The 17,978-nt window shown below is 72.1% G+C and carries 16 protein-coding genes and 1 other RNA gene; 9 read left to right on the top strand and 8 right to left on the bottom strand.

The annotated features are described in order from the left end of the window. The first annotated feature begins 109 nt into the window (after nucleotides 1–109). The 3 genes from ASE76_RS14135 to ASE76_RS14145 all read left to right on the top strand — a co-directional run bounded on the left by ASE76_RS14135 (nucleotide 110) and on the right by ASE76_RS14145 (nucleotide 3,215). Entirely contained in the window at nucleotides 110–1,747 is a 1,638-nt protein-coding gene (locus ASE76_RS14135) for an MBL fold metallo-hydrolase (protein WP_055840609.1), read from the top strand. Between the two features lie 156 nt (nucleotides 1,748–1,903). After that, nucleotides 1,904–2,701 (top strand): SDR family oxidoreductase, encoded by a 798-nt coding sequence (locus tag ASE76_RS14140; RefSeq protein WP_055840611.1) that lies wholly within the window; start codon nucleotides 1,904–1,906, stop codon nucleotides 2,699–2,701. A 199-nt stretch (nucleotides 2,702–2,900) separates the two neighbouring features. Next, the gene (locus ASE76_RS14145; protein WP_369793413.1) at nucleotides 2,901–3,215 is read left to right on the top strand and encodes a c-type cytochrome; all 315 of its coding nucleotides are present in this window, start codon (nucleotides 2,901–2,903) and stop codon (nucleotides 3,213–3,215) included. Nucleotides 3,216–3,277: 62 nt separating this feature from the next. On the opposite strand, the gene ASE76_RS14150 is transcribed toward ASE76_RS14145, so the two are convergent. Then, the gene (locus ASE76_RS14150; protein WP_055840614.1) at nucleotides 3,278–4,540 is read right to left on the bottom strand and encodes a type II toxin-antitoxin system HipA family toxin; all 1,263 of its coding nucleotides are present in this window, start codon (nucleotides 4,538–4,540) and stop codon (nucleotides 3,278–3,280) included. Further along, nucleotides 4,537–5,073: a helix-turn-helix transcriptional regulator gene (locus tag ASE76_RS14155; RefSeq protein ID WP_055840617.1), complete on the bottom strand. Its 537-nt coding sequence runs from the start codon at nucleotides 5,071–5,073 to the stop codon at nucleotides 4,537–4,539. Before ASE76_RS14155 ends, ASE76_RS14150 begins: the two co-directional genes overlap by 4 nt. A 237-nt stretch (nucleotides 5,074–5,310) precedes the next feature. Here ASE76_RS14155 and ASE76_RS14160 point away from each other — a divergent pair, with 237 nt between their 5' ends. Further along, nucleotides 5,311–6,057 (top strand): RNA pseudouridine synthase, encoded by a 747-nt coding sequence (locus tag ASE76_RS14160; protein ID WP_055840620.1) that lies wholly within the window; start codon nucleotides 5,311–5,313, stop codon nucleotides 6,055–6,057. 181 nt (nucleotides 6,058–6,238) lie between these two features. Here the strand turns inward: ASE76_RS14160 and rnpB are convergent. Next, nucleotides 6,239–6,685: RNase P RNA component class A (rnpB, locus tag ASE76_RS15595), an RNA gene on the bottom strand. A 140-nt stretch (nucleotides 6,686–6,825) separates the two neighbouring features. Here rnpB and ASE76_RS14165 point away from each other — a divergent pair. Further along, nucleotides 6,826–7,335 carry a sterol desaturase family protein gene (locus tag ASE76_RS14165; RefSeq protein ID WP_055840624.1) on the top strand — a complete coding sequence of 170 codons (510 nt, stop codon included), beginning with the start codon at nucleotides 6,826–6,828 and terminating at the stop codon, nucleotides 7,333–7,335. Here the strand turns inward: ASE76_RS14165 and ASE76_RS14170 are convergent. The 4 genes from ASE76_RS14170 to ASE76_RS14185 are packed head-to-tail and all read right to left on the bottom strand — an operon-like array spanning nucleotide 7,332 to nucleotide 12,319. Further along, nucleotides 7,332–8,285, bottom strand: coding sequence for a phytoene/squalene synthase family protein (locus ASE76_RS14170; protein ID WP_055840627.1), 954 nt, complete (start codon nucleotides 8,283–8,285; stop codon nucleotides 7,332–7,334). The genes ASE76_RS14165 and ASE76_RS14170 overlap by 4 nt on opposite strands. After that, nucleotides 8,282–9,778 (bottom strand): phytoene desaturase, encoded by a 1,497-nt coding sequence (locus ASE76_RS14175; protein WP_055840630.1) that lies wholly within the window; start codon nucleotides 9,776–9,778, stop codon nucleotides 8,282–8,284. Before ASE76_RS14175 ends, ASE76_RS14170 begins: the two co-directional genes overlap by 4 nt. Beyond that, nucleotides 9,775–11,028 carry a lycopene beta-cyclase CrtY gene (crtY, locus tag ASE76_RS14180; protein ID WP_082448546.1) on the bottom strand — a complete coding sequence of 418 codons (1,254 nt, stop codon included), beginning with the start codon at nucleotides 11,026–11,028 and terminating at the stop codon, nucleotides 9,775–9,777. The genes ASE76_RS14175 and crtY overlap by 4 nt, the downstream gene beginning before the upstream one ends. Next, the gene (locus tag ASE76_RS14185; protein WP_055840633.1) at nucleotides 11,021–12,319 is read right to left on the bottom strand and encodes a nucleotide disphospho-sugar-binding domain-containing protein; all 1,299 of its coding nucleotides are present in this window, start codon (nucleotides 12,317–12,319) and stop codon (nucleotides 11,021–11,023) included. The genes crtY and ASE76_RS14185 overlap by 8 nt, the downstream gene beginning before the upstream one ends. 156 nt (nucleotides 12,320–12,475) lie before the next feature. On the opposite strand from ASE76_RS14185, the gene ASE76_RS14190 reads away from it, so the two are divergent. Beyond that, the gene (locus ASE76_RS14190; RefSeq protein ID WP_201781870.1) at nucleotides 12,476–13,393 is read left to right on the top strand and encodes a polyprenyl synthetase family protein; all 918 of its coding nucleotides are present in this window, start codon (nucleotides 12,476–12,478) and stop codon (nucleotides 13,391–13,393) included. Nucleotides 13,394–13,398: 5 nt separating this feature from the next. Here ASE76_RS14190 and ASE76_RS14195 read toward each other — a convergent pair whose 3' ends face one another. Next, on the bottom strand, nucleotides 13,399–13,836 hold the full coding sequence (locus ASE76_RS14195; protein WP_055840636.1) for a DUF2141 domain-containing protein: 438 nt from the start codon (nucleotides 13,834–13,836) through the stop codon (nucleotides 13,399–13,401). Between the two features lie 162 nt (nucleotides 13,837–13,998). On the opposite strand from ASE76_RS14195, the gene cysK reads away from it, so the two are divergent. The 3 genes from cysK (at nucleotide 13,999) to ASE76_RS14210 (ending at nucleotide 17,972) form a co-directional block, all read left to right on the top strand. After that, nucleotides 13,999–14,928 (top strand): cysteine synthase A, encoded by a 930-nt coding sequence (cysK, locus tag ASE76_RS14200; RefSeq protein ID WP_055840639.1) that lies wholly within the window; start codon nucleotides 13,999–14,001, stop codon nucleotides 14,926–14,928. Nucleotides 14,929–14,977: 49 nt separating this feature from the next. Beyond that, nucleotides 14,978–16,069 carry an SDR family oxidoreductase gene (locus tag ASE76_RS14205; protein WP_055840641.1) on the top strand — a complete coding sequence of 364 codons (1,092 nt, stop codon included), beginning with the start codon at nucleotides 14,978–14,980 and terminating at the stop codon, nucleotides 16,067–16,069. 220 nt (nucleotides 16,070–16,289) lie between these two features. Further along, nucleotides 16,290–17,972: an NAD(P)/FAD-dependent oxidoreductase gene (locus ASE76_RS14210; protein WP_055840644.1), complete on the top strand. Its 1,683-nt coding sequence runs from the start codon at nucleotides 16,290–16,292 to the stop codon at nucleotides 17,970–17,972. Nucleotides 17,973–17,978: the final 6 nt, after the last annotated feature.

Raw genomic sequence — 17,978 nt, forward strand, 5'->3', positions numbered from 1 at the left:
ATGAATTTCGAGGATTTCGTTACCGTTCGACCATTCGGCGGCAAACGAGCGATCCGCTGCGGGTTGCCCGCGATGCGCGCCTCTGCCTCGGCTGCGCACAATCGGCCGCATGGTCCGCCCCTCCCAACTGCTCCATCCCGCCCGCACCCCCGTCCCCACCCGCGCCGCCGCCACCGTGCTGCTGCTGCGCGACACGCCGGGCGGCCTGGAGGTGCTGATGACCCGCCGCTCGGCCACCGCCAGCTTCGCGCCCGGCGCCTACGTGTTCCCCGGCGGCGGCATCGACCCGGCCGATGCGCTGGCCCACCCGCTCGCCGCCCGCCGCGCCGACCAGGCCGATCTGCAGCTGACCCAGGCGATCGCCGCGATCCGCGAGAGCTTCGAGGAGCTGGGCGTGCTGCTGGCCCGCCACCCCGACGGCCGCCCGGCCGGCGCCGCCGATATCGCGGCGCTCGACCGGCAGGCGCCCTTCGCGGCGCAGTGCGCGGCGGCGGGCCTGGTGCTGGCGGCCGACACCGTCTTCCCGCTGGCCCACTGGATCACCGACCGCGATTTGCCGCGGCGTTTCGACGTGCCCTTCCTCGTCGCCCGCATGCCCGACGACCAGGAGCCGGTCGCCGACGAGGCCGAGCAGTTCGAGCCGGTCTGGGTGCGGCCGGCCGATGCGCTGGCGCGCCATGCGGCGGGCGGTTTTTCGATGATCTTCCCGACGGTGCGCACGCTGCAGCGGCTGGCGCCGTTCGCAGGCGCCGACGCGCTGCTGGCCGCCTGCGCGCACGGCCGGCCGCTCTGGACCAGCTGTCCCCGCGCCGGCCTGCTGGCCGGACAGGAGGCGCGCTACATGGAGAGCGACCCGCCGTACGGCGAGCTGGCCCTGGTCTGCCCCGACGGGCAGATCGCGCATCCGCTGGACTGGCAGCATGCGCACGCCGTTCCGCTGCTGAAGAACGTGCTGCGCCTGACCGCGCCCAATCCCGGCCCCATGACCGGCCCCGGCACCAACAGCTACCTGGTCGGCGAGCCGGGCACCGGCTATGTCGCGATCGACCCGGGCCCCGCCGACGCGGGCCACGTCGCCCGGCTGCACGCGGCCGCGGGCGGCGACATCCGCGCCATCGTCTGCACCCACTCGCACCCCGACCACGCGCCCGGCGCCTGGCCGCTGCAGGCGCTGTGCGTGGCGGGCGGCCGGCCGGCACCGCCGGTGCTGGGGCTGCCCTCGGCGCCCACGGCGCGGGCGCACAGCCGGTTCGTGCCCGACCGCGTGCTATCGAATAGAGAGCAGGTGGCCGGCACCGGATGCGGGCCAGGGCACGATCTGACCGTTATTTTTACACCGGGACATGCCGCCAACCACCTGTGCCTGGTGCTGGCGCAGGACGGCCTGCTGTTCTCGGGCGACCATGTGCTCAACGGCAGCACCACCGTCATCGACCCGCCCGACGGCCACATGGGCGACTACCTGGAGTCGCTCGACGTGCTGACCGCCGCCTGCGCCGAGTTCGGCATCGACTTCATCCTGCCCGCCCACGGCCACGTGCTGCACGACGCGCACAGCGCCATCGCCCGGCTGAAGGCCCACCGGCTGGCACGCGAGGCGAAGGTCTCGGCCGCGGTACAGGCCCTGCCCCACGGCAGCCTGGACGACTGGCTGGCCCATGCCTACGACGACGTGCCGCGGGCGCTGTGGCCGGTGGCCGAGCGCTCGCTGCTGGCGCATGTCGAGCGGCTGCGGGCGATGGCGTAGCCACGACGCGGCGCGCCTGGTCGGCCTGGGGCGGCCCGCTGCCTTTCTCGTGTGGCTTCCGCTCGGCGCTCCTCTCCCAGACGCGCCCATCGCTTCCCTTGCCTCCCGCTACCCAGCCCAACCCAACCCACCCAACCGACCCGAAGGACTTCCTCCATGGACCTGCAGCTCCACGACCACCACATCCTCGTCACCGGCGGCAGCAAGGGCATCGGCCTGGCCTGCGCGCTGGGCTTCCTGCGCGAAGGCGCGCGGGTCACCCTGGTCTCGCGCGACGCGGCCAACCTGCAGGCGGGCCGGCAGTCGCTGCTGGCGCAGCTGCCGGGCAGCGAAGCCCGCATCGCCACCCATGCCGCCGACCTGCGCCAGTCCGCGGAGGCCATCGCCGCGCTGGATGCGGCGGAGCAGGCCTTCGGGCCGGTCGACGTGCTGGTCAATTCCGCCGGCGCCGCCCGCCGCACACCGCCCGACGAACTGGACGCCGCCGCCTGGCACGAGGCGATGGACGCCAAGTACTTCAGCTACATCCACATGCTGGATCCGGTGGTCAAGCGCATGGGACGGCGCGGCCGCGGCGCCATCGTCAACGTGGTCGGCGCCGGTGGCAAGGTGGCCAGCCCGATCCACATGCCGGGCGGCGCCGCCAACGCCGCGCTGATGCTGGTCAGCGCCGGCATGGCCGCCGCCTACGGCCCGAAGGGCGTGCGGGTGAACGCGGTCAACCCGGGCCTCACGATGACCAAGCGCCTGCAGGAAGGCATGGCCGCCGATGCGCGGCTGCAGGGCATCGGCACCGACGAGGCATTGCAGCGCGCCACCGCCCGCCTGCCGCTCGGCCGCATCGCCGAGCCGGAGGAGATCGCGAACGCGGTGGTGTTCCTGGCATCGGCCAAGGCCAGCTACATCACCGGCGCCATCCTCGCGATGGACGGAGCCGTCACCCCCATCCTCTGAACGAAGGTGTGAAATAAGCTACTGCGCAGCCCGATTGCGCATCTGCGGTCCTCACCGTACGGGAGTACGGCTCCGGTCCTCGATGCACACTCGGGCTTGCTCGCTACGCTTCTTTCACACCTTCTGCGGCGTGCGGAAGACAGCCGGGTCCAACGCGCAGAATGGGCGGATGCGGTCTCGTTCTTCTTTTGCTTGGGTGGTGGCTGGGCTGCTCGTCGGTAGCGCCGGTTTGGCATCGGCGCAGGTGCCGACGGCCGCCGCGGCGGTGGCACTGGCCCGGGACCGGGGGTGCATGACCTGCCACGGCATCGTGCACCGTCAGGTCGGCCCCGGCTTCGCCCAGATCGCCGAGCGCTACCGGCAGGACCCGACCGCTCTGGCCCGCCTGGCCGTCCGCATCCGGACCGGCAGCGTCGGCCAGTGGGGCCGCCTGGTGATGCCGCGGCAGGCGCAGGTCGGCGAGGCGGAGGCGCGGGTGCTGGCGGAGTGGGTGCTGGGGCAGCCGGCGCGGTGACGGTTTCGAGGAGGGACGGCCAGGTCTTGCCGAAGATCCGACAGCGCGCGCCCACGCAGGGCTCAGCAGAACGCTTTTCTCTGGTCCATGAGCGCGTCCCGGTCGATGCTGGCGCGCAGCAGTTCCCGGTCGGCCGGCGTGACGCCCCGTGCGGCGAAGTGCGCATCCCACCCGTCCACCGTGCGGGCCACGTCCCGTACCAGTTCCAGCGCGCGTGCGCGCTTGATGCCGAACTCGCTCAGCTCGCTCAGCGCGTTGTCCAGGCTGGATGCCGCACCGGCCGTGCCGACCGACATCGCCTGGTACCCGAGGTTCTGCAGCGTGGGCACCACGTCGTAGGCGGGTGTCAGGGCATGGTAGCCGTCGAGTTCCAGGCGCAGGCTGTGGTTGCGCTCGTGGTCGTCGGTGTTGTCCACCAGGATGTTGAAGACCATCCGCCGGAACAGCTCCTCCCGCATCGCGGCCTGGCGGTCCGGGTGGCCCAGGCGCAGCAGCACGGTGGCGAGGGCGCCATAGCTCTCGCCCAGCCGCGCGGCACGCAGGACGGTGCGGGCCGAGAGGCAGTGCATCCGGTAGCCGCCCATCCGGTCGAAGCGCTGCACGGTGAGCGCATGCCGCGCCCGGCCGTGGCGTGCCGGCAGCGGCAGCACGCCGGTCGCGGCGACCCCGATCCCCGCCACCGCGGCCAGGCCCATCGTGGCGTGCTCGACCAGCGGCGTGTCGACGGCATCGTCCAGTTCGGCGAACTTCACGATGCAGGGCCCGTCGTCGGTCTGCAGCAGTGCCTTGGGCCGCGCGCCGCCCAGCGTCGCGCCGGGCTGCACCAGACGGCGGATGTCGGCGGTGAGCGGCGCCTGCATCTGCACGTCCTCCACCGCAGCGCTCAAAGCGGCCAGGTCTGCAATGCGGGGGTAGGGCCCCAGATCGCGCGGGCGATAACGGTCCGCCGACACCGACACGCCCAACGCGCCGAAGCGGTCGTCCCCGGCGAAGAGCAGCATCTCCAGGATCGACAGGCGCGCCGGCCGGTCGATGTGGCGGATGATCCGCTCGCCCCAGCGGTCGGGCCGGGCGTCTTCGATCGCACCGGGGGCGCTGCCACGCTCGCCGGCGGTGAATGCCTGGCCGTGGCCCAGCGGCAGGTCCTCGCTCAGCGGAAACTGCCACCACGCCGGGTCGTAGGCGAAGACGGCGCAGTCGGCCACCAGCTGCGACAGGCCGATCTCGCCCACCAGCGTCGGTGCGGCGGGGTTCACCAGCGCCCAGAGATACAGGTGGTCCTGGGGCGGGAAGCTGCGCGGGTCGATGAAGGCAGGGACGGTCATGTCGCGCGGTCGGAGGTCTTGCGCATCAGCGCGGCCAGGCCCGCGGCTGCGGCATTGGGTCGGCCCTGGCCCGGTGTCGCCCAAGGCGACGCTTCTTCCCGCACCACGGCGACCGGTGGGGCCGATGCTTCTTGCGCGGTCGAAGGTACGGGTGCGGGGGGCACGGGCGCCCGCGGTCGATCGGATGCCGCAGCGCCCGCAGGAGTGCGCGCTGCCGGTGCCTTGCGCGCCGGCCGCACCCTGCCGACCTCCTGTTCCAGGGCGGCCTGGTCGTGCTGCGGAGCGATCAGCTCCGCCAGGCCCTCCGCCTGGTTGACCAGCCACAGGCACATCACGTATGAGGCCATCGCCACCGCGGGATCGCCCCGCTCGATCCGCGCCATCGTCGGCTGCGACACCCCCAGCTTCCGCGCCCACTGGGCCTGAGTCTCGCCTCTGCGCCTGCGTGCGATGACGATGTTGCGTGCGAGCTGCTGGATCTGGCGCACGACCGCCTGGGGGTAGTCGGCAGGCTGGGTATTTTGGCGTGGCATGCATAGATGTTAGTAAATCCGCTGCTTTATGCAAATCTATGAATACCGAGGCCCCATCACCCCGTGGTCAGTCGTTTGTACTGGTGAACGGTACAGGGCTTCATTTTCGGGATGAAACAGACCGCTAGCCGGCCAGCAGCAACGGCCAGGAGCTATAAAAACAATAGCATCTGAAAGGATGGCCGCTCCGCGCCTACACTGGTCCTTTGCCTGTCGATTTCCCTGGCCGTACCCACCATGACCGAAACCCTCCGCCTCGCCAAACACCTGGCCGCCCAGCGCGGCTGCTCCCGCCGCGAGGCCGAGCAGCTGATCGAGGGCGGATGGGTGACGGTGGACGGCGTGATGGTCGACGTGCCGCAGGAGCGGGTGCACCCGGCGCAGCAGGTCGCGGTGGACCCGAAGGCCCGGCCGGGGCCTTCGCTGCCGGTGACGATGCTGATGCACAAGCCGGTCGGCTTCGAGGCCGGCGCCCAGCCCGGCCGGGAGGGCCCGGCGTTGCAGTTGCTGCAGCCGATCAACCGCTCGGCGCAGGACCGGTCGACCGAGCGCGGCCTGCACCGGCACTTCGCGCAGCAGGTCTGCGTGACGCCGCTGGAGACGGCCGCATCCGGTCTGATCGTGTTCACCCAGGACCCGCGCATCCAGCGCAAGCTGCTGGAGGAAGCCGCTTTCGTCGAGCACGAGCTGATCGTCGAGGTGGGCGGCGAGGTCTCGCCCGAGGCGCTGGAGTGGCTCAACCGCGCGCCGGTGGTGGACGGCCGGGCGATGCTGCCCGCCAAGGTCAGCATCAGCCGCAGCGGCGAGGGCACCACCGGGCTGCGCTTCGCGATGAAGGGCCACTGGCCGGGCCAGGCGGCGCAGATGTGCGAGACGGTGCGGCTGAAGGTGCGGGCGATGAAGCGCATCCGCGTCGGCCGCATGGCGCTCTCGGGGCTGGAGCCGGGGCAGTGGCGGTACCTGATGCCGTATGAAAGGTTTTAGCTCCCCCCCGATGCGCCTGCGGCGCCTCCCCCTCAGGGGGCGAACCCGGCGGTCCGGCGGAGCCGGTTCCGCGGGTTCCCTGGAGGGGGGAAAACACAGTGGCGACTGCCAGCCGCGGTGGGGGGAGCGCTGGCGGTGGCGTCCTGCGCACGATGGGCGTGCGCAGGGCCAAAAAGAAAAAGTGTGAAGTCCGCCTGTAAGCCGGATTCTGTGCACCGGGCGCCCTTGCGGTCGCCCGGCGTGACCGCCATTACTCTGGGCCGGGGGTCGCCCACCCGGCTCGATGCCACCTACCCGCCAGCTCTGCGGAACCACATCGACGCTGGCCTACTTGGTGTTGCTGCGCGCAGAGATTGCCCGTTTCACCCTGGGCAGGCGCCGCCTGCCCAGGGTGGCTGTGGGCTCCGGGCTTGCGCCCGGGCCGACTGGCTTGCGCCAGCCGACTGCCGGCTTTCGCCGGCACCCACAGAACACCTTCGGTGGCCTGTACCCGCTCAGACTCGTCTCTGTTGCTCTGATCCTCACCTCGCGGTGGAGAGCCGTTAGCTCCTGCGCTGTCCTGTGCAGTCCGGACGTTCCTCCAGTGCGCTCTTTCGAGACATGCACCAGCGGCGGTCCGGCGGACTTCACCCGCGGATTATCGCAGTGCAGCGGGCCTATCCCGCGCAGCCGGTGCGGGCGCCGGCCGGTGCGGCACCGCGCGACCGGCGCGGCGGCATACTCCGGGGGCTGCCCGCCCTCCCCCCTGTTCTGATTTCTGGAGTCTCCATGCGCACCACCCTGGTGTCGATCGGCATCGTCCTCGCCACCGTCGTCGGCATGGAGGTCTTCGCCTGGGCTGCCCATCGCTGGGTGATGCACGGCTGGGGCTGGGGCTGGCACCGGTCGCACCACGAGCGGACCCACGGCTGGTTCGAGAAGAACGACCTGTACGCGGTGGTGTTCGCCGGCTTCGCGATCGTGCTGATCGCGCTCGGCACGGCGGGCCGCTGGCCGCTGCAGTGGATCGGCGCGGGCATGACGCTGTACGGCGCCCTGTACTTCTTCGTGCACGACGGGCTGGTGCACAAGCGCTGGCCCTGGCGCTGGGTGCCGCGCAGCGGCTACCTCAAGCGGCTCTACCAGGCCCACCGGCTGCACCATGCGGTTCAGGGGCGCGAGGGCTGCGTGTCGTTCGGCTTCCTGTGGGCGCCGGCGCCCGAGCAACTGCGCCGCCGCATCCAGGCATTGCGCGCCGAGCAGCAGCAGCGAAAACCCGACGCCGCGCTGCGCGGCTAGACCGGCCGGCGGAACAGGCCGGCGTCGCGCGACGCCGACGGGCTGCGCATCCGCGACGCCACGGCCTGGGCGGCGGCGGCGGCCACCCACAGCGCCTTTTCGGTCCCGGTGGTGGACGCGCGGCGGTCCCAGGCGGCGGCGCCCCGGTCCTGCACCTTGCGGCCGATGGCGCGGTAGACGCTGCGCGCGGTGGCGATCGACCAGGCCGAGCGCAGCGGCAACGCGGGCAGGCCCGCGGCGGCGGAGTCGTAGTAGGGTTCGGCGGTATCGACCAGCCGCTGCGCGACACGGGCCAGCGCCGCGCGGTAGCGGGGCTCGGCCAGGGTCGCATCGGCCGGCAGGCCTTCGGCGGCCAGCCATTCGGCCGGCAGGTAGATGCGGCCGATGGCCGCGTCCTCGACCACGTCGCGGGCGATGTTGGTCAGCTGGAAGGCCATGCCCAGGTCGCAGGCCCGGTCGAGCACCGCCGGCTCGCTGCGGCCCATGATCTGGGACATCATCACGCCGACCACGCCGGCCACCCGCCAGCAGTAGCCCAGCGTGTCGTCGAGCGTGGTGTAGCGGTGGCCCGCCACGTCCATCGCGAAACCGTCCAGGTGCTGCTCCAGGTACACCGGCCGGATGCCGTGCCGCCGCACCACCGCGGCGATGCCCTGGAACACCGGATCGTCGCCCGGCCGGCCGGCGCAGGCGCGGCGCGTCTGCTCCCGCAGCTCGGCCAGGCGGGCGGCGCCGTCGTCGCGCGCGCCGTCGACCTGCCCGTGGCCCAGCACCTGGCCGTCGACCACGTCGTCGCAGTGGCGGCACCAGGCGTAGAGCATCACCGCGCCTTCGCGGACCGGCGGCGAGAAGAGCCGCGCCGCCGCCGCGAAGCTGTGCGAGCCGACGCGGATCGCCTCGGCCCCGTGGGCGACGACCTTGTCTTCGACCGCCGCGTCGGCTGCCGTCATGGCAACGCCTCCAGCATCAGTCCGGCGGTGGCCTTGGCCGATCCCACCACGCCGGGCACGCCCGCGCCGGGATGCGTGCCGGCGCCGACGATGTAGAGGTTGGGGATCTGCGCGTCGCGGTTGTGCGGCCGGAACCAGGCGCTCTGCGTCAGCACCGGCTCCAGCGAGAAGGCCGAGCCGAGGTGGGCGTTGAGCTCGCTCTTGAAATCGTCGGGCGTGAACATCCGGGACGTGACCAGGCTCTCGCGCAGGCCGGGGATGTAGTGCTGCTCCAGGTAGTCGAAGATGCGGTCGCGCAGGCGCGGACCCTCCACGCTCCAGTCGACGTCGGCGTTGCCAAGGTGCGGCACCGGCGCCAGCACGTAGTGGCTGGAGCAGCCCGGCGGCGCGAGCGACGGATCGGTGGCGCAGGGGGCGTGCAGGTACAGCGAGAAATCGGCCGGGACTTCCTTGCCGTGGAAGATCTCGTGGATCAGCTCTTGGTAACGCTCGCCGAAGCAGACCGTGTGGTGCTGCAGCTGCGGCTGCGGCCGCGACAGGCCGAAGTGCACCACGAAGAGCGACATGCTGAAGCGCTTGCCGCGCAGCCGCCTGGCCTCGCTCGCGCCGCGGGGCGTGTGGCCCAGCAGCCGCTCGTAGGTGTGGACCACGTCGGCGTTGGAGGCCACCTGGTCGAAGGCCTGGCGCTGCCCGCCGGCCACGACCGCGGTGACCCGGCCCGCCTCGACCTCGATGCGCTCCACCGGCGTCGACAGGCGCAGCGTGCCGCCCATGTCCTCGAAGCAGCGCACCATGCCCTGCACCAGCGCGCCGGTGCCGCCGCGCGGAAACCAGACGCCCCACTCGCGCTCCAGCGCATGGATCAGCGCGTAGATCGAGCTGGTCTCGAACGGGTTGCCGCCGACCAGCAGCGAATGGAACGAGAAGACCTGCCGCAGCTTCTCGTCCTCGATGAACTTCGACACGATGCTGTAGACGCTGCGCCAGGCCTGCAGCTTCACCAGCGCGGGGCCGGCGGCGACCATGTCGCGGAACTGCAGGAAGGGCACGGTGCCGAGCTTGCGGTAGCCCTCCTCGAACACCGCACGGGAATAGGCCAGGAAACGCTGGTAGCCCTCGACGTCGCGCGGCGACAGTGCCCGGATCTGCGCGTCGAGCGCCGCCTGGTCGTTGGCATAGTCGAGGTGGGTGCCGTCTTCCCAGCAGAGGCGGTAGAACGGCGCGACCGGCAGCAGCTCCACATAGTCGGCCATGCGGCGGCCGGTGAGCGCGAACAGCTCTTCCAGCGCCGACGGATCGGTGATCACCGTCGGCCCCGCGTCGAAGGTGAAGCCCTGGTCCTGGTAGACGTAGGCACGACCGCCCGGCTTGTCGCGGGACTCGAAGAGGGTGGTGCGCACGCCGGCGGCCTGCAGCCGCATCGCGAGCGCCAGGCCGCCGAAACCGGCGCCGATGACCGCGGCGGTGCGCGGGGATGCTGTCGAAGTTGTCATGGAAGAGGTGCCACGCGAGAGGTTGGAGCCGGCCCGTCGGGCGGCGGCGGGGGAGGCACGGAGGGCGCAGAGGGCACGGGAGAGAGGACCGCACGCAGGGCCGCTCCCAGCGGCACCGGCGGGCGCCCGGTCAGGATGCGGGTCTTGTCCATCCACGAGGATGTGCCGGCATAGAACCGCGCGATCAGCGGGCCGCGCAGGCGGTAGAAGCGCGCCATCACCTTGCGCCGCGCAGCGGGCGCCGCGGCCAGGAACAGCATGCGGTTGAGCACGCGGAAGAAGCCGGTCGCATGCCAGTGGCCGAGCGCGTGCGCCTGCACCGCGGCCTGCAGCGTTCGGCAGTCGTCGAAAGCCGAACGCGGCAGCGCGGCCAGGCGGTCGGCCAGGCGCACCGCCTGCGGCAGCGAGTAGCCGGTGGTGGGGTGGAACAGCGCCGCGGCCAGGCCGGCCCGCGGCACGCCGCCCATGCCGCGCCACAGCGCCTCGGCGTCGCCCGCCAGCGCGATCGGCAGCACGCCCTCCTCCTCGCGCAGCACCTTCAGCACCGTCCAGCCTTGGGCGGCCGCGTAGTCGGCGATGTGGCCGCGCAGCAGCTCGCGCGACAGGGTGGCGCCGTCGGCGTAGACCGTGTCCTCCACCAGCACCGTGTCGGCGGTGAAGGGCAGCAGGTACACGAAGCGGTAGCCGTCGACCTGGTCGACGGTGGCGTCCATCAGCATCGGCGCGGTGAGGCCGTGGGGGGCCGCCAGCTGCAGCTCCTGGCCCAGGAATTTCTGGAAGCGGAGCGCCAGGTGCGCGGCCGGCGGATGGCCCCGGCCGTCGATCACCGCACGGGCCCGCAGCAGGCCGCCGCCGGCCAGGCGCACCGTGGTGGGCGTGACCGCGTCGACCGGGGTGCCGCAGCGCACCGCATCGCCCAGTTCGGCGCGCAGCGTGGCGTCGAAGCGCTCCGACGTGACGGTGTTGTAGCCGCCCGGCAGCCGCCGGCGGTAGCCGGGAAAGGCCACGTCGTGCGCATCCCAGCGGTAGGTGACCAGCGGTGCGATCCAGGCCCGCTGCGCGGCGCCCAGGTCGGTGGAATGGAAGGACCAGGTGTGGTTGCCGCCGAGCGTCGGCTGGGCTTCCAGCAGCAGCACCCGCAGGTCCGGATGGGCGAGCCGCAGGCAGCGCGCGATCAGGCCGTTGGCCAGGCCACCGCCGACCAGGAGCAGGTCGGCGTCGAGGTCGGTCGCGACGGGCGCCTCAGGCATGGGCCGGGCTCCGGGCCTCGTGCGACGCCGCCGCCGAGCGCGGCGCCAGCGCGGCCTCGGTGATGTCGGCCGCCTGCGCTGCACCGCCCGAAACGCCGATCTCGTCGCCGAGGGCACGGCTGCGCTCGCCGAAGGAAGGCTCGTCCAGCAGCCTCCGCAGCGTGCGCCGCAGCGCGCCGACGCCCGCCAGCGGCGGCAGCACCCGCAGCCCGGTGCCGGCGTGCACGATGCGCGCGGCCACGCCCGGCTGGTCGAAGGCGATCGGCAGGGCCAGTTGCGGGGTGCCGGCCTCCAGCGCGTCGAGCGCGGTGTTGAGGCCGGCGTGCGTCACCACCACGTCGGCCCGGTCCAGCGCCGAGCGCTGCGGCGCGAAGCCGGTGACCGCGGTGGCGCCGTGGCGCAGCAGCGCGGCCGCATCGCGCGGCCCCAGCCGGTCGCAGTGGGCCACCAGCAGCTGCAGGCCCTCGGCCCGGCAGGCCTGGGCGATGCGCTTGAACAGCGGGTAGCGGCCGCCCTGCAGCGTGCCGAGCGAGGCGAAGACGAAGGGCCGCGTCGGGTCCAGCGCCAGATCGAGGGGCGGCTCCTCGGCAAGTGCGCCGCGCAGCGGGCCGACGTGGTGGAAGTACGGCTCCGGCGCGGAGCGGGGAAATTCGAAGCCGGCGGTGGTCTGGCTGATCTGCGCCCGGGTGGAGAGGCAGTCCGACAGCGTGTGCCGGTCTTTCAGGCCGAATCGCGCCGCATGGTGGCGGATCACCTTGGCATGCGGCGTCATCAGCCAGTCGTAGACCCGCGCGCTGCCTTCGTTGAGATGCTCGCCGCGCTCGTCGGCCGCGTAGCCCCACGGCATGACCGGCAGCGGCACCCGCGGATCGCGGTTGACCGGCAGCGCGCAGGCGACCGACACGAACGGGATGCCGAGGCCGTCCGCCAACAGGCCGCCGGCGGCCTCCATCTGGTCGGCCACGATCGCATCGACGCCGAGCCGCTGCAGCACCGCGGGCGCCTCCCGGCACAGCATGTCGGTGCCGGCGGCGACGTCGTGGATCACCCGCCGCAGGCCGAGCGGCCCGCCGGGCCGGGCGGCGCGCGACACCAGCGCGGCCAGGCCGCCCGGCGGATGGGTGGCCGCGCCTACGGCGTGGAAGTCGATGCGCCGGTCGCGGACCACCCCGCCCACGTCGGCCTGGTGCAGCCAGCTGACCCGGTGCCCCCGCGCCAGCAGCACCGCGGCGAGCGCTTCCAGCGCCCGGACATGGCTGGTGAAGGGAGGGGCGATGAAGGCGAAGTGCATGGTGTTGCGCCCCGGCGGGGCCGGCGGCGTGCGAGGGCTATTGTGTCCACCCGGAGCGTAGGACGTGGTCGCGATTGTGCCCGGCATACCCTTCGCAACCGCTTTTTGGCTAAGGTGTGTACGCTAAGCGCTTTTGCCGCACCTGCCACCACGTCCATGCTCGTCAATCTCGGAACCCTGCCGCCTGTGAATGCGACCGCGCGACGCGAGGACGGCGACGAGTTGCTGATGGCCGAATTGCGGGCCACGGTGGAGGAACGGCTCGCCGCGCTGCTGCCGGCGGATGGCCAGAACCGGGTGGCCGCCGCGATGCGCTACGGCACGCTGGCGCCGGGCAAGCGGGTGCGCCCCCTGCTGCTGCTGGTCTCGGCCAAGGGCCTGGGGCTGGACCCGGACAAGCTGGTCGACGTGGCCTGCGCGCTGGAGATGGTGCACGCCGCCTCGCTCTTCCTGGACGACATGCCCTGCATGGACGACGCGCAGCTGCGCCGCGGCCAGCCGACGGTGCATGTGGCCTTCGGCGAAGACGTGGCGATGCTCGCCGCCGTGGCGCTGCTGGCCTGCGCCTGGCGCACCACCGCCACCGCCCCGCACGTGGCGCCGCTGGTGCGCACCGAGATGGTCGGCGTGCTGTCGGATGCGGTCGGGCTCGACGGCCTGGTCACCGGCCAGTACCGCGACCTGCACGAGGCCGGCACCGCCTGCACCACCGATGCGGCCAGCGCCACCAACGAGCAGAAGACCGGCGCCCTGTTCGCCGCCGCCTTCGAGCTGGCCGGCCTGGCCGCAGGCGCCACCCCGAAGACCCGCGACCTGATGCGCGAGGCCGCCGGCCACCTGGGCCAGGCGTTCCAGCTGGCCGACGACTTGGCCGACGTGGAGATGGAGCCGGCCGCGCTGGGCAAGGACTGCCACCAGGACGTGGGCAAGGCGAACCTCGTCTCGCTGCTCGGCCATGCCACCGCGCGCCAGCGGCTGCAGTCGCATGTCGAGCGGGCCCGCCACTGCCTGGCCCAGGCGATGCCCGCCGACAGGACGCTGCCCCGGCTCACCCGGTCGATCTTCGGGCTGTAGCCGCCTTATTTGACCTGCACCGCGATGGCCGTGTCCTTCTGCAGATCGACCGCAGAGGCGTCGAACGACGGCGGACCGAACAGGCCGCGCGCATCACGGCTGAAGCCGTAGGCCTCCCGCGGAATGCCCAGCGGGTAGGTGTCGAGCTTGCCGTCGGCGTTCTCGTCGTGGAAGGCCGACATTCCGTAGCGGCCCGGCTCCAGGCCGCGGAACACTACGACGGCCCGGCCGTCCGCCCCGGCGCGGACGGTTTCGCCGCGGACCGGCTTGTCCTTCAGCCAGCCCTCGGCGCCGCGGTACAGCGCGGCCTGCACCACGCCCTTGCCGAGGTCCTTGCCTTCGATCGTGACGGTGAGGTCCATCGCGTGGGCCGACACGGCGACGGCGGAGGCGGCGAGCAGCCCCCAGGTTCCCAGGCGGCTCGGCAGGCGGGCGATGGACATGGCGAAAAGGCTCCCGGTGTGAAAAGGCTGCAGAAGGTACCACCTGTACGCCGGCGGGCCCTCCGAGGTCGCCCGGAAAGTCGCGTGAGGTTTTCGGATACCTCGGCTCCCGCGGGCGGCGACAGAATGGGGCATCGCGTCAACTCCACTTCCAGGATCGCCATGAAAGCCGACACCATCCTCGCCACCATCGGCCGCACGCCGCACGTCCGCATCCAGCGCCTGTTCCAGGGCAGCGCCCGGCCGGGCCAGCAGGTCTGGATCAAGTCCGAACGCAGCAACCCCGGCGGCTCGATCAAGGACCGCATCGCGCTGGCGATGGTCGAAGACGCCGAGCGCTCCGGCGCGCTGCGGCCGGGCGGCACCATCGTCGAGCCCACCTCGGGCAACACCGGCATCGGCCTGGCCATGGTCGCGGCCGTCAAGGGCTACGCCCTGGTGCTGGTGATGCCCGACAGCATGTCGGTCGAGCGGCGCCGGCTGATGCTGGCCTATGGCGCCACCTTCGACCTGACGCCCAGGGAAAAGGGCATGAAGGGCGCCATCGCCCGCGCCCAGGAGATCGTCGCGGCCACGCCCGGCGCCTGGATGCCGCAGCAGTTCGAGAACCCCGCCAACATCGAGGTGCACGTGCGGACCACGGCCGAGGAGATCGCGGCCGACTTTCCCGACGGCATCGACGCGCTGATCACCGGCGTCGGCACCGGCGGCCACATCACCGGCGTGGCGAAGGTGCTGAAGGCCCGCTGGCCGAAGCTGCAGGTCTTCGCGGTGGAGCCGAGCGCCTCGCCGGTGATCTCGGGCGGCGCACCGGCACCGCACCCGATCCAGGGCATCGGCGCGGGCTTCGTGCCGAAGAACCTCGACGTGGCGCTGCTCGACGGCACGCTGCAGGTCGAGGCCGAGGACGCCCGCGAATACGCCCGCCGCTCGGCCCGCGAGGAGGGCATGCTGGTCGGCATCTCCTCGGGTGCCACGCTGGCGGCCATCGCGCAGAAGCTGCCCACGCTGGCCGAAAACGCGGTGGTGCTTGGCTTCAACTACGACACCGGCGAACGCTACCTCTCGGTCGACGGCTTCCTGCCGGCCTGACCCTTTGGCGGCGGCGCCCCGCCCCGCCTTCACTCTCCACTAGGATTCCATGCAAAGAACAGCACTCATCGTCGGCGTCAGCGGCGTCATCGGCAACGCACTGTCGGAGCACCTGCTCGGCCAGGGCTGGACGGTCTACGGCCTGTCGCGCGGCCGCACGCCGGTGGCCTCGGGCTGCATCCCGATCGCGGCCGACCTCACCCGGCCCGACGAACTGCGGGCGGCGCTCGGCGAATTGCAGGTCAAGAACGTGTTCTTCACCGCCTGGTCGCGGCAGGCCAACGAGAAGGAGAACATCCGGGTCAACGGCGCCATCGTGCGCAACGTGCTGGAGGCCGTGGGGCCGGCCCTTTCGGGCGGCCATGTGGCGCTGGTGACGGGCCTGAAGCACTACCTCGGCCCCTTCGAGGCCTACGCCACCGGCGCGGTGCCGATCACGCCCTTCCGCGAGGAGCAGGGCCGCCAGCCGGTCGACAACTTCTACTACGCGCAGGAGGACGAGCTGTTCGCCGCCGCCGCGCGGCACGGCTTCGGCTGGAGCGTGCACCGGCCGCACACGATCATCGGCTACGCGGTCGGCAACGCGATGAACATGGGCGTGACGCTGGCCGCCTACGCCAGCCTGTGCCGCGAGCACGGCGAGCCATTCGTCTTCCCCGGCTCGGCCGCGCAGTGGGACGGCCTGACCGACATGACCGGGGCCGGACTGCTGGCCCGCCACCTGGCTTGGTCGGCCGAGGCGCCCGGCGCCCGCGACGAGGATTTCAACGTGGTCAACGGCGACGTCTTCCGGTGGAAATGGTTGTGGCCGCGGCTGGCCGACTACTTCGGGATCGAGGCCGCCCCCTTCGACGGCACGGTGCGCCCGCTGGCCGAGCGGATGCAAGGCGCAGCGCCGCAGTGGGCCGCGCTGGCGCAGAAGTACCAGTTGCGGGAGGCATCGCTCGACCGGCTGGCCTCCTGGTGGCACACCGACGCCGACCTGGGCCGGCCGATGGAGGTGCTGGCCGACATGACCAAGAGCCGCAAGGCCGGCTTCACCGACTACCAGAGCACGCCCGACTCATTCGTCGAACTGTTCCAGCGGCTGGAAGCGGAGAAGCTGATCCCGCCGGTGCCGGGCGGTGCGCCAGCCCGCTGACCGGCCTGCCGAGCGCACGAGGGCCGTTTTCGAACGAAAGAGGGCTGTAGCCGGCGTACGGAGCCGACCTCTAGCTATATAATTGATAGCAACCGGCTGCGGGCGGACAGGCGCGGCGACCGGAGAGCGCCGGCCTTGCGCTGAACGGGGCATCGGCCCTCCCCTATCATGTGCGCCCCCTGCGACCCGTTTTTGCCCGATCACCACGGGCCCGACGACCATGATCCGCCTCTCCGAAATCAAGCTGCCGCTCGACCATGCGGCAGACGCCCTGCCCCGGGCCGCCGCCGCCGCCCTGGGCCTCGTGCACGTCCGCGACATCGCCGGCGTCCATGTCCACAAGCGCAGTTTCGACGCGCGCAAGGCCGAACTGCTGCAGGTGTACATCGCCGACGTGACGCTGGCCGACCCGGCGGCCGAGGCCGCGCTGCTCGCCCGCCATGCGGGCCATCCGCACATCGCCCCGACGCCCGACATGGCCTGGTACCCGCCGGCCGGTGCGCCCTTCGCCACGCCGGCCCGGCCGGTCGTCGTGGGTTTCGGCCCGTGCGGCATCTTCGCGGCGCTGGTGCTGGCGCAGCTGGGGCTCAAGCCGGTCGTGCTGGAGCGCGGCAAGACGGTGCGGGAGCGCACCAAGGACACCTGGCGGCTCTGGCGCAAGAGCACGCTCACGCCCGAGTCGAACGTGCAGTTCGGCGAAGGCGGCGCCGGCACGTTTTCCGACGGCAAGCTCTACAGCCAGATCAAGGACCCGCGCCACCTGGGCCGCAAGGTGATGCACGAGTTCGTCAAGGCCGGCGCGCCGCCCGAGATCCTCTACGTCGCGCGGCCCCACATCGGCACCTTCAAGCTGGTGAAAGTGGTCGAGAACATCCGCGAGCAGATCGTCGCGCTGGGCGGCGAGATCCGCTTCGAGCAGAAGGTGACCGACGTGCTGATCGAGGACGGCCCCGCCGGCCGCCAGGTGCGCGGCCTGACGGTGCTCGACCAGGCCACCGGCGCGGTGCACGAACTGCGCACCGACCACGTGGTGATGGCGCTCGGCCACAGCGCACGCGACAGCTTCGAGATGCTGCACCGCCGCGGCGTGCATATCGAGGCCAAGCCGTTCTCGGTCGGCTTCCGGGTGGAGCATCCGCAGGGCCTGATCGACCGGGCGCGCTGGGGCAAGCACGCCGGCCATCCGCTGCTGGGCGCGGCCGACTACAAGCTGGTGCACCACGCGAGCAACGGCCGCGCGGTCTACAGCTTCTGCATGTGCCCGGGCGGCACGGTGGTGGCCGCCACCAGCGAGCCGGGCCGCGTCGTCACCAACGGCATGAGCCAGTATTCGCGCAACGAGCGCAACGCCAATGCGGGCATCGTGGTCGGCATCGACCCGGCCGACTACCCGACCGACTACCGCCACATCGACGTGGCCGAGGAAGCCCAGGGACGTGTGCATCCGCTGGCGGGCATCGAGCTGCAGCGCCGGCTGGAATCGAACGCCTATGTGCTGGGCGGCAGCACCTACGAGGCGCCGGGCCAGCTGGTCGGCGACTTTGTCGCGGGCCGCGCCTCCACCGCCTTCGGCGCGGTGCAGCCCAGCTACAAGCCCGGCGTGCGGCTGGGCAGCCTGCAGGAGGCCCTGCCCGACTACGCCATCGCCGCGATGCGCGAGGCCTTCCCCGCCTTCGCCCGCAAGATCCGGGGATTCGACCAGTACGACGCGGTGCTGACCGGCGTCGAGACCCGCACCTCGTCCCCCATCCGCATCACCCGCGGGGAGGACCTGCAGAGCCTCAACGTGCGCGGCCTGTTTCCGGCCGGCGAAGGCGCCAGCTATGCCGGCGGCATCCTGTCGGCGGGCGTGGACGGCATCAAGGTGGCCGAAGCCGTGGCGCGGAGCGTCGCCACGGCCTGAAACGCG

Origin of the sequence: Xylophilus sp. Leaf220 (assembly GCF_001421705.1) — a bacterium.
GTDB lineage: Bacteria > Pseudomonadota > Gammaproteobacteria > Burkholderiales > Burkholderiaceae_C > Xylophilus.

Bases quoted from the DNA above. Each gene is read 5' to 3' on its own strand.
- ASE76_RS14175 (WP_055840630.1), bottom strand. From the start codon at position 9,778: ATGACAACTTCGACAGCATCCCCGCGCACCGCCGCGGTCATCGGCGCC.
- ASE76_RS14150 (WP_055840614.1), bottom strand. From the start codon at position 4,540: ATGACCGTCCCTGCCTTCATCGACCCGCGCAGCTTCCCGCCCCAGGAC.
- ASE76_RS14190 (WP_201781870.1), top strand. From the start codon at position 12,476: ATGCTCGTCAATCTCGGAACCCTGCCGCCTGTGAATGCGACCGCGCGA.
- ASE76_RS14185 (WP_055840633.1), bottom strand. From the start codon at position 12,319: ATGCACTTCGCCTTCATCGCCCCTCCCTTCACCAGCCATGTCCGGGCG.
- ASE76_RS14155 (WP_055840617.1), bottom strand. From the start codon at position 5,073: ATGCCACGCCAAAATACCCAGCCTGCCGACTACCCCCAGGCGGTCGTG.
- ASE76_RS14210 (WP_055840644.1), top strand. From the start codon at position 16,290: ATGATCCGCCTCTCCGAAATCAAGCTGCCGCTCGACCATGCGGCAGAC.
- crtY (WP_082448546.1), bottom strand. From the start codon at position 11,028: ATGCCTGAGGCGCCCGTCGCGACCGACCTCGACGCCGACCTGCTCCTG.
- ASE76_RS14165 (WP_055840624.1), top strand. From the start codon at position 6,826: ATGCGCACCACCCTGGTGTCGATCGGCATCGTCCTCGCCACCGTCGTC.
- ASE76_RS14160 (WP_055840620.1), top strand. From the start codon at position 5,311: ATGACCGAAACCCTCCGCCTCGCCAAACACCTGGCCGCCCAGCGCGGC.
- ASE76_RS14195 (WP_055840636.1), bottom strand. From the start codon at position 13,836: ATGTCCATCGCCCGCCTGCCGAGCCGCCTGGGAACCTGGGGGCTGCTC.
- ASE76_RS14205 (WP_055840641.1), top strand. From the start codon at position 14,978: ATGCAAAGAACAGCACTCATCGTCGGCGTCAGCGGCGTCATCGGCAAC.
- ASE76_RS14135 (WP_055840609.1), top strand. From the start codon at position 110: ATGGTCCGCCCCTCCCAACTGCTCCATCCCGCCCGCACCCCCGTCCCC.
- ASE76_RS14140 (WP_055840611.1), top strand. From the start codon at position 1,904: ATGGACCTGCAGCTCCACGACCACCACATCCTCGTCACCGGCGGCAGC.
- ASE76_RS14170 (WP_055840627.1), bottom strand. From the start codon at position 8,285: ATGACGGCAGCCGACGCGGCGGTCGAAGACAAGGTCGTCGCCCACGGG.
- cysK (WP_055840639.1), top strand. From the start codon at position 13,999: ATGAAAGCCGACACCATCCTCGCCACCATCGGCCGCACGCCGCACGTC.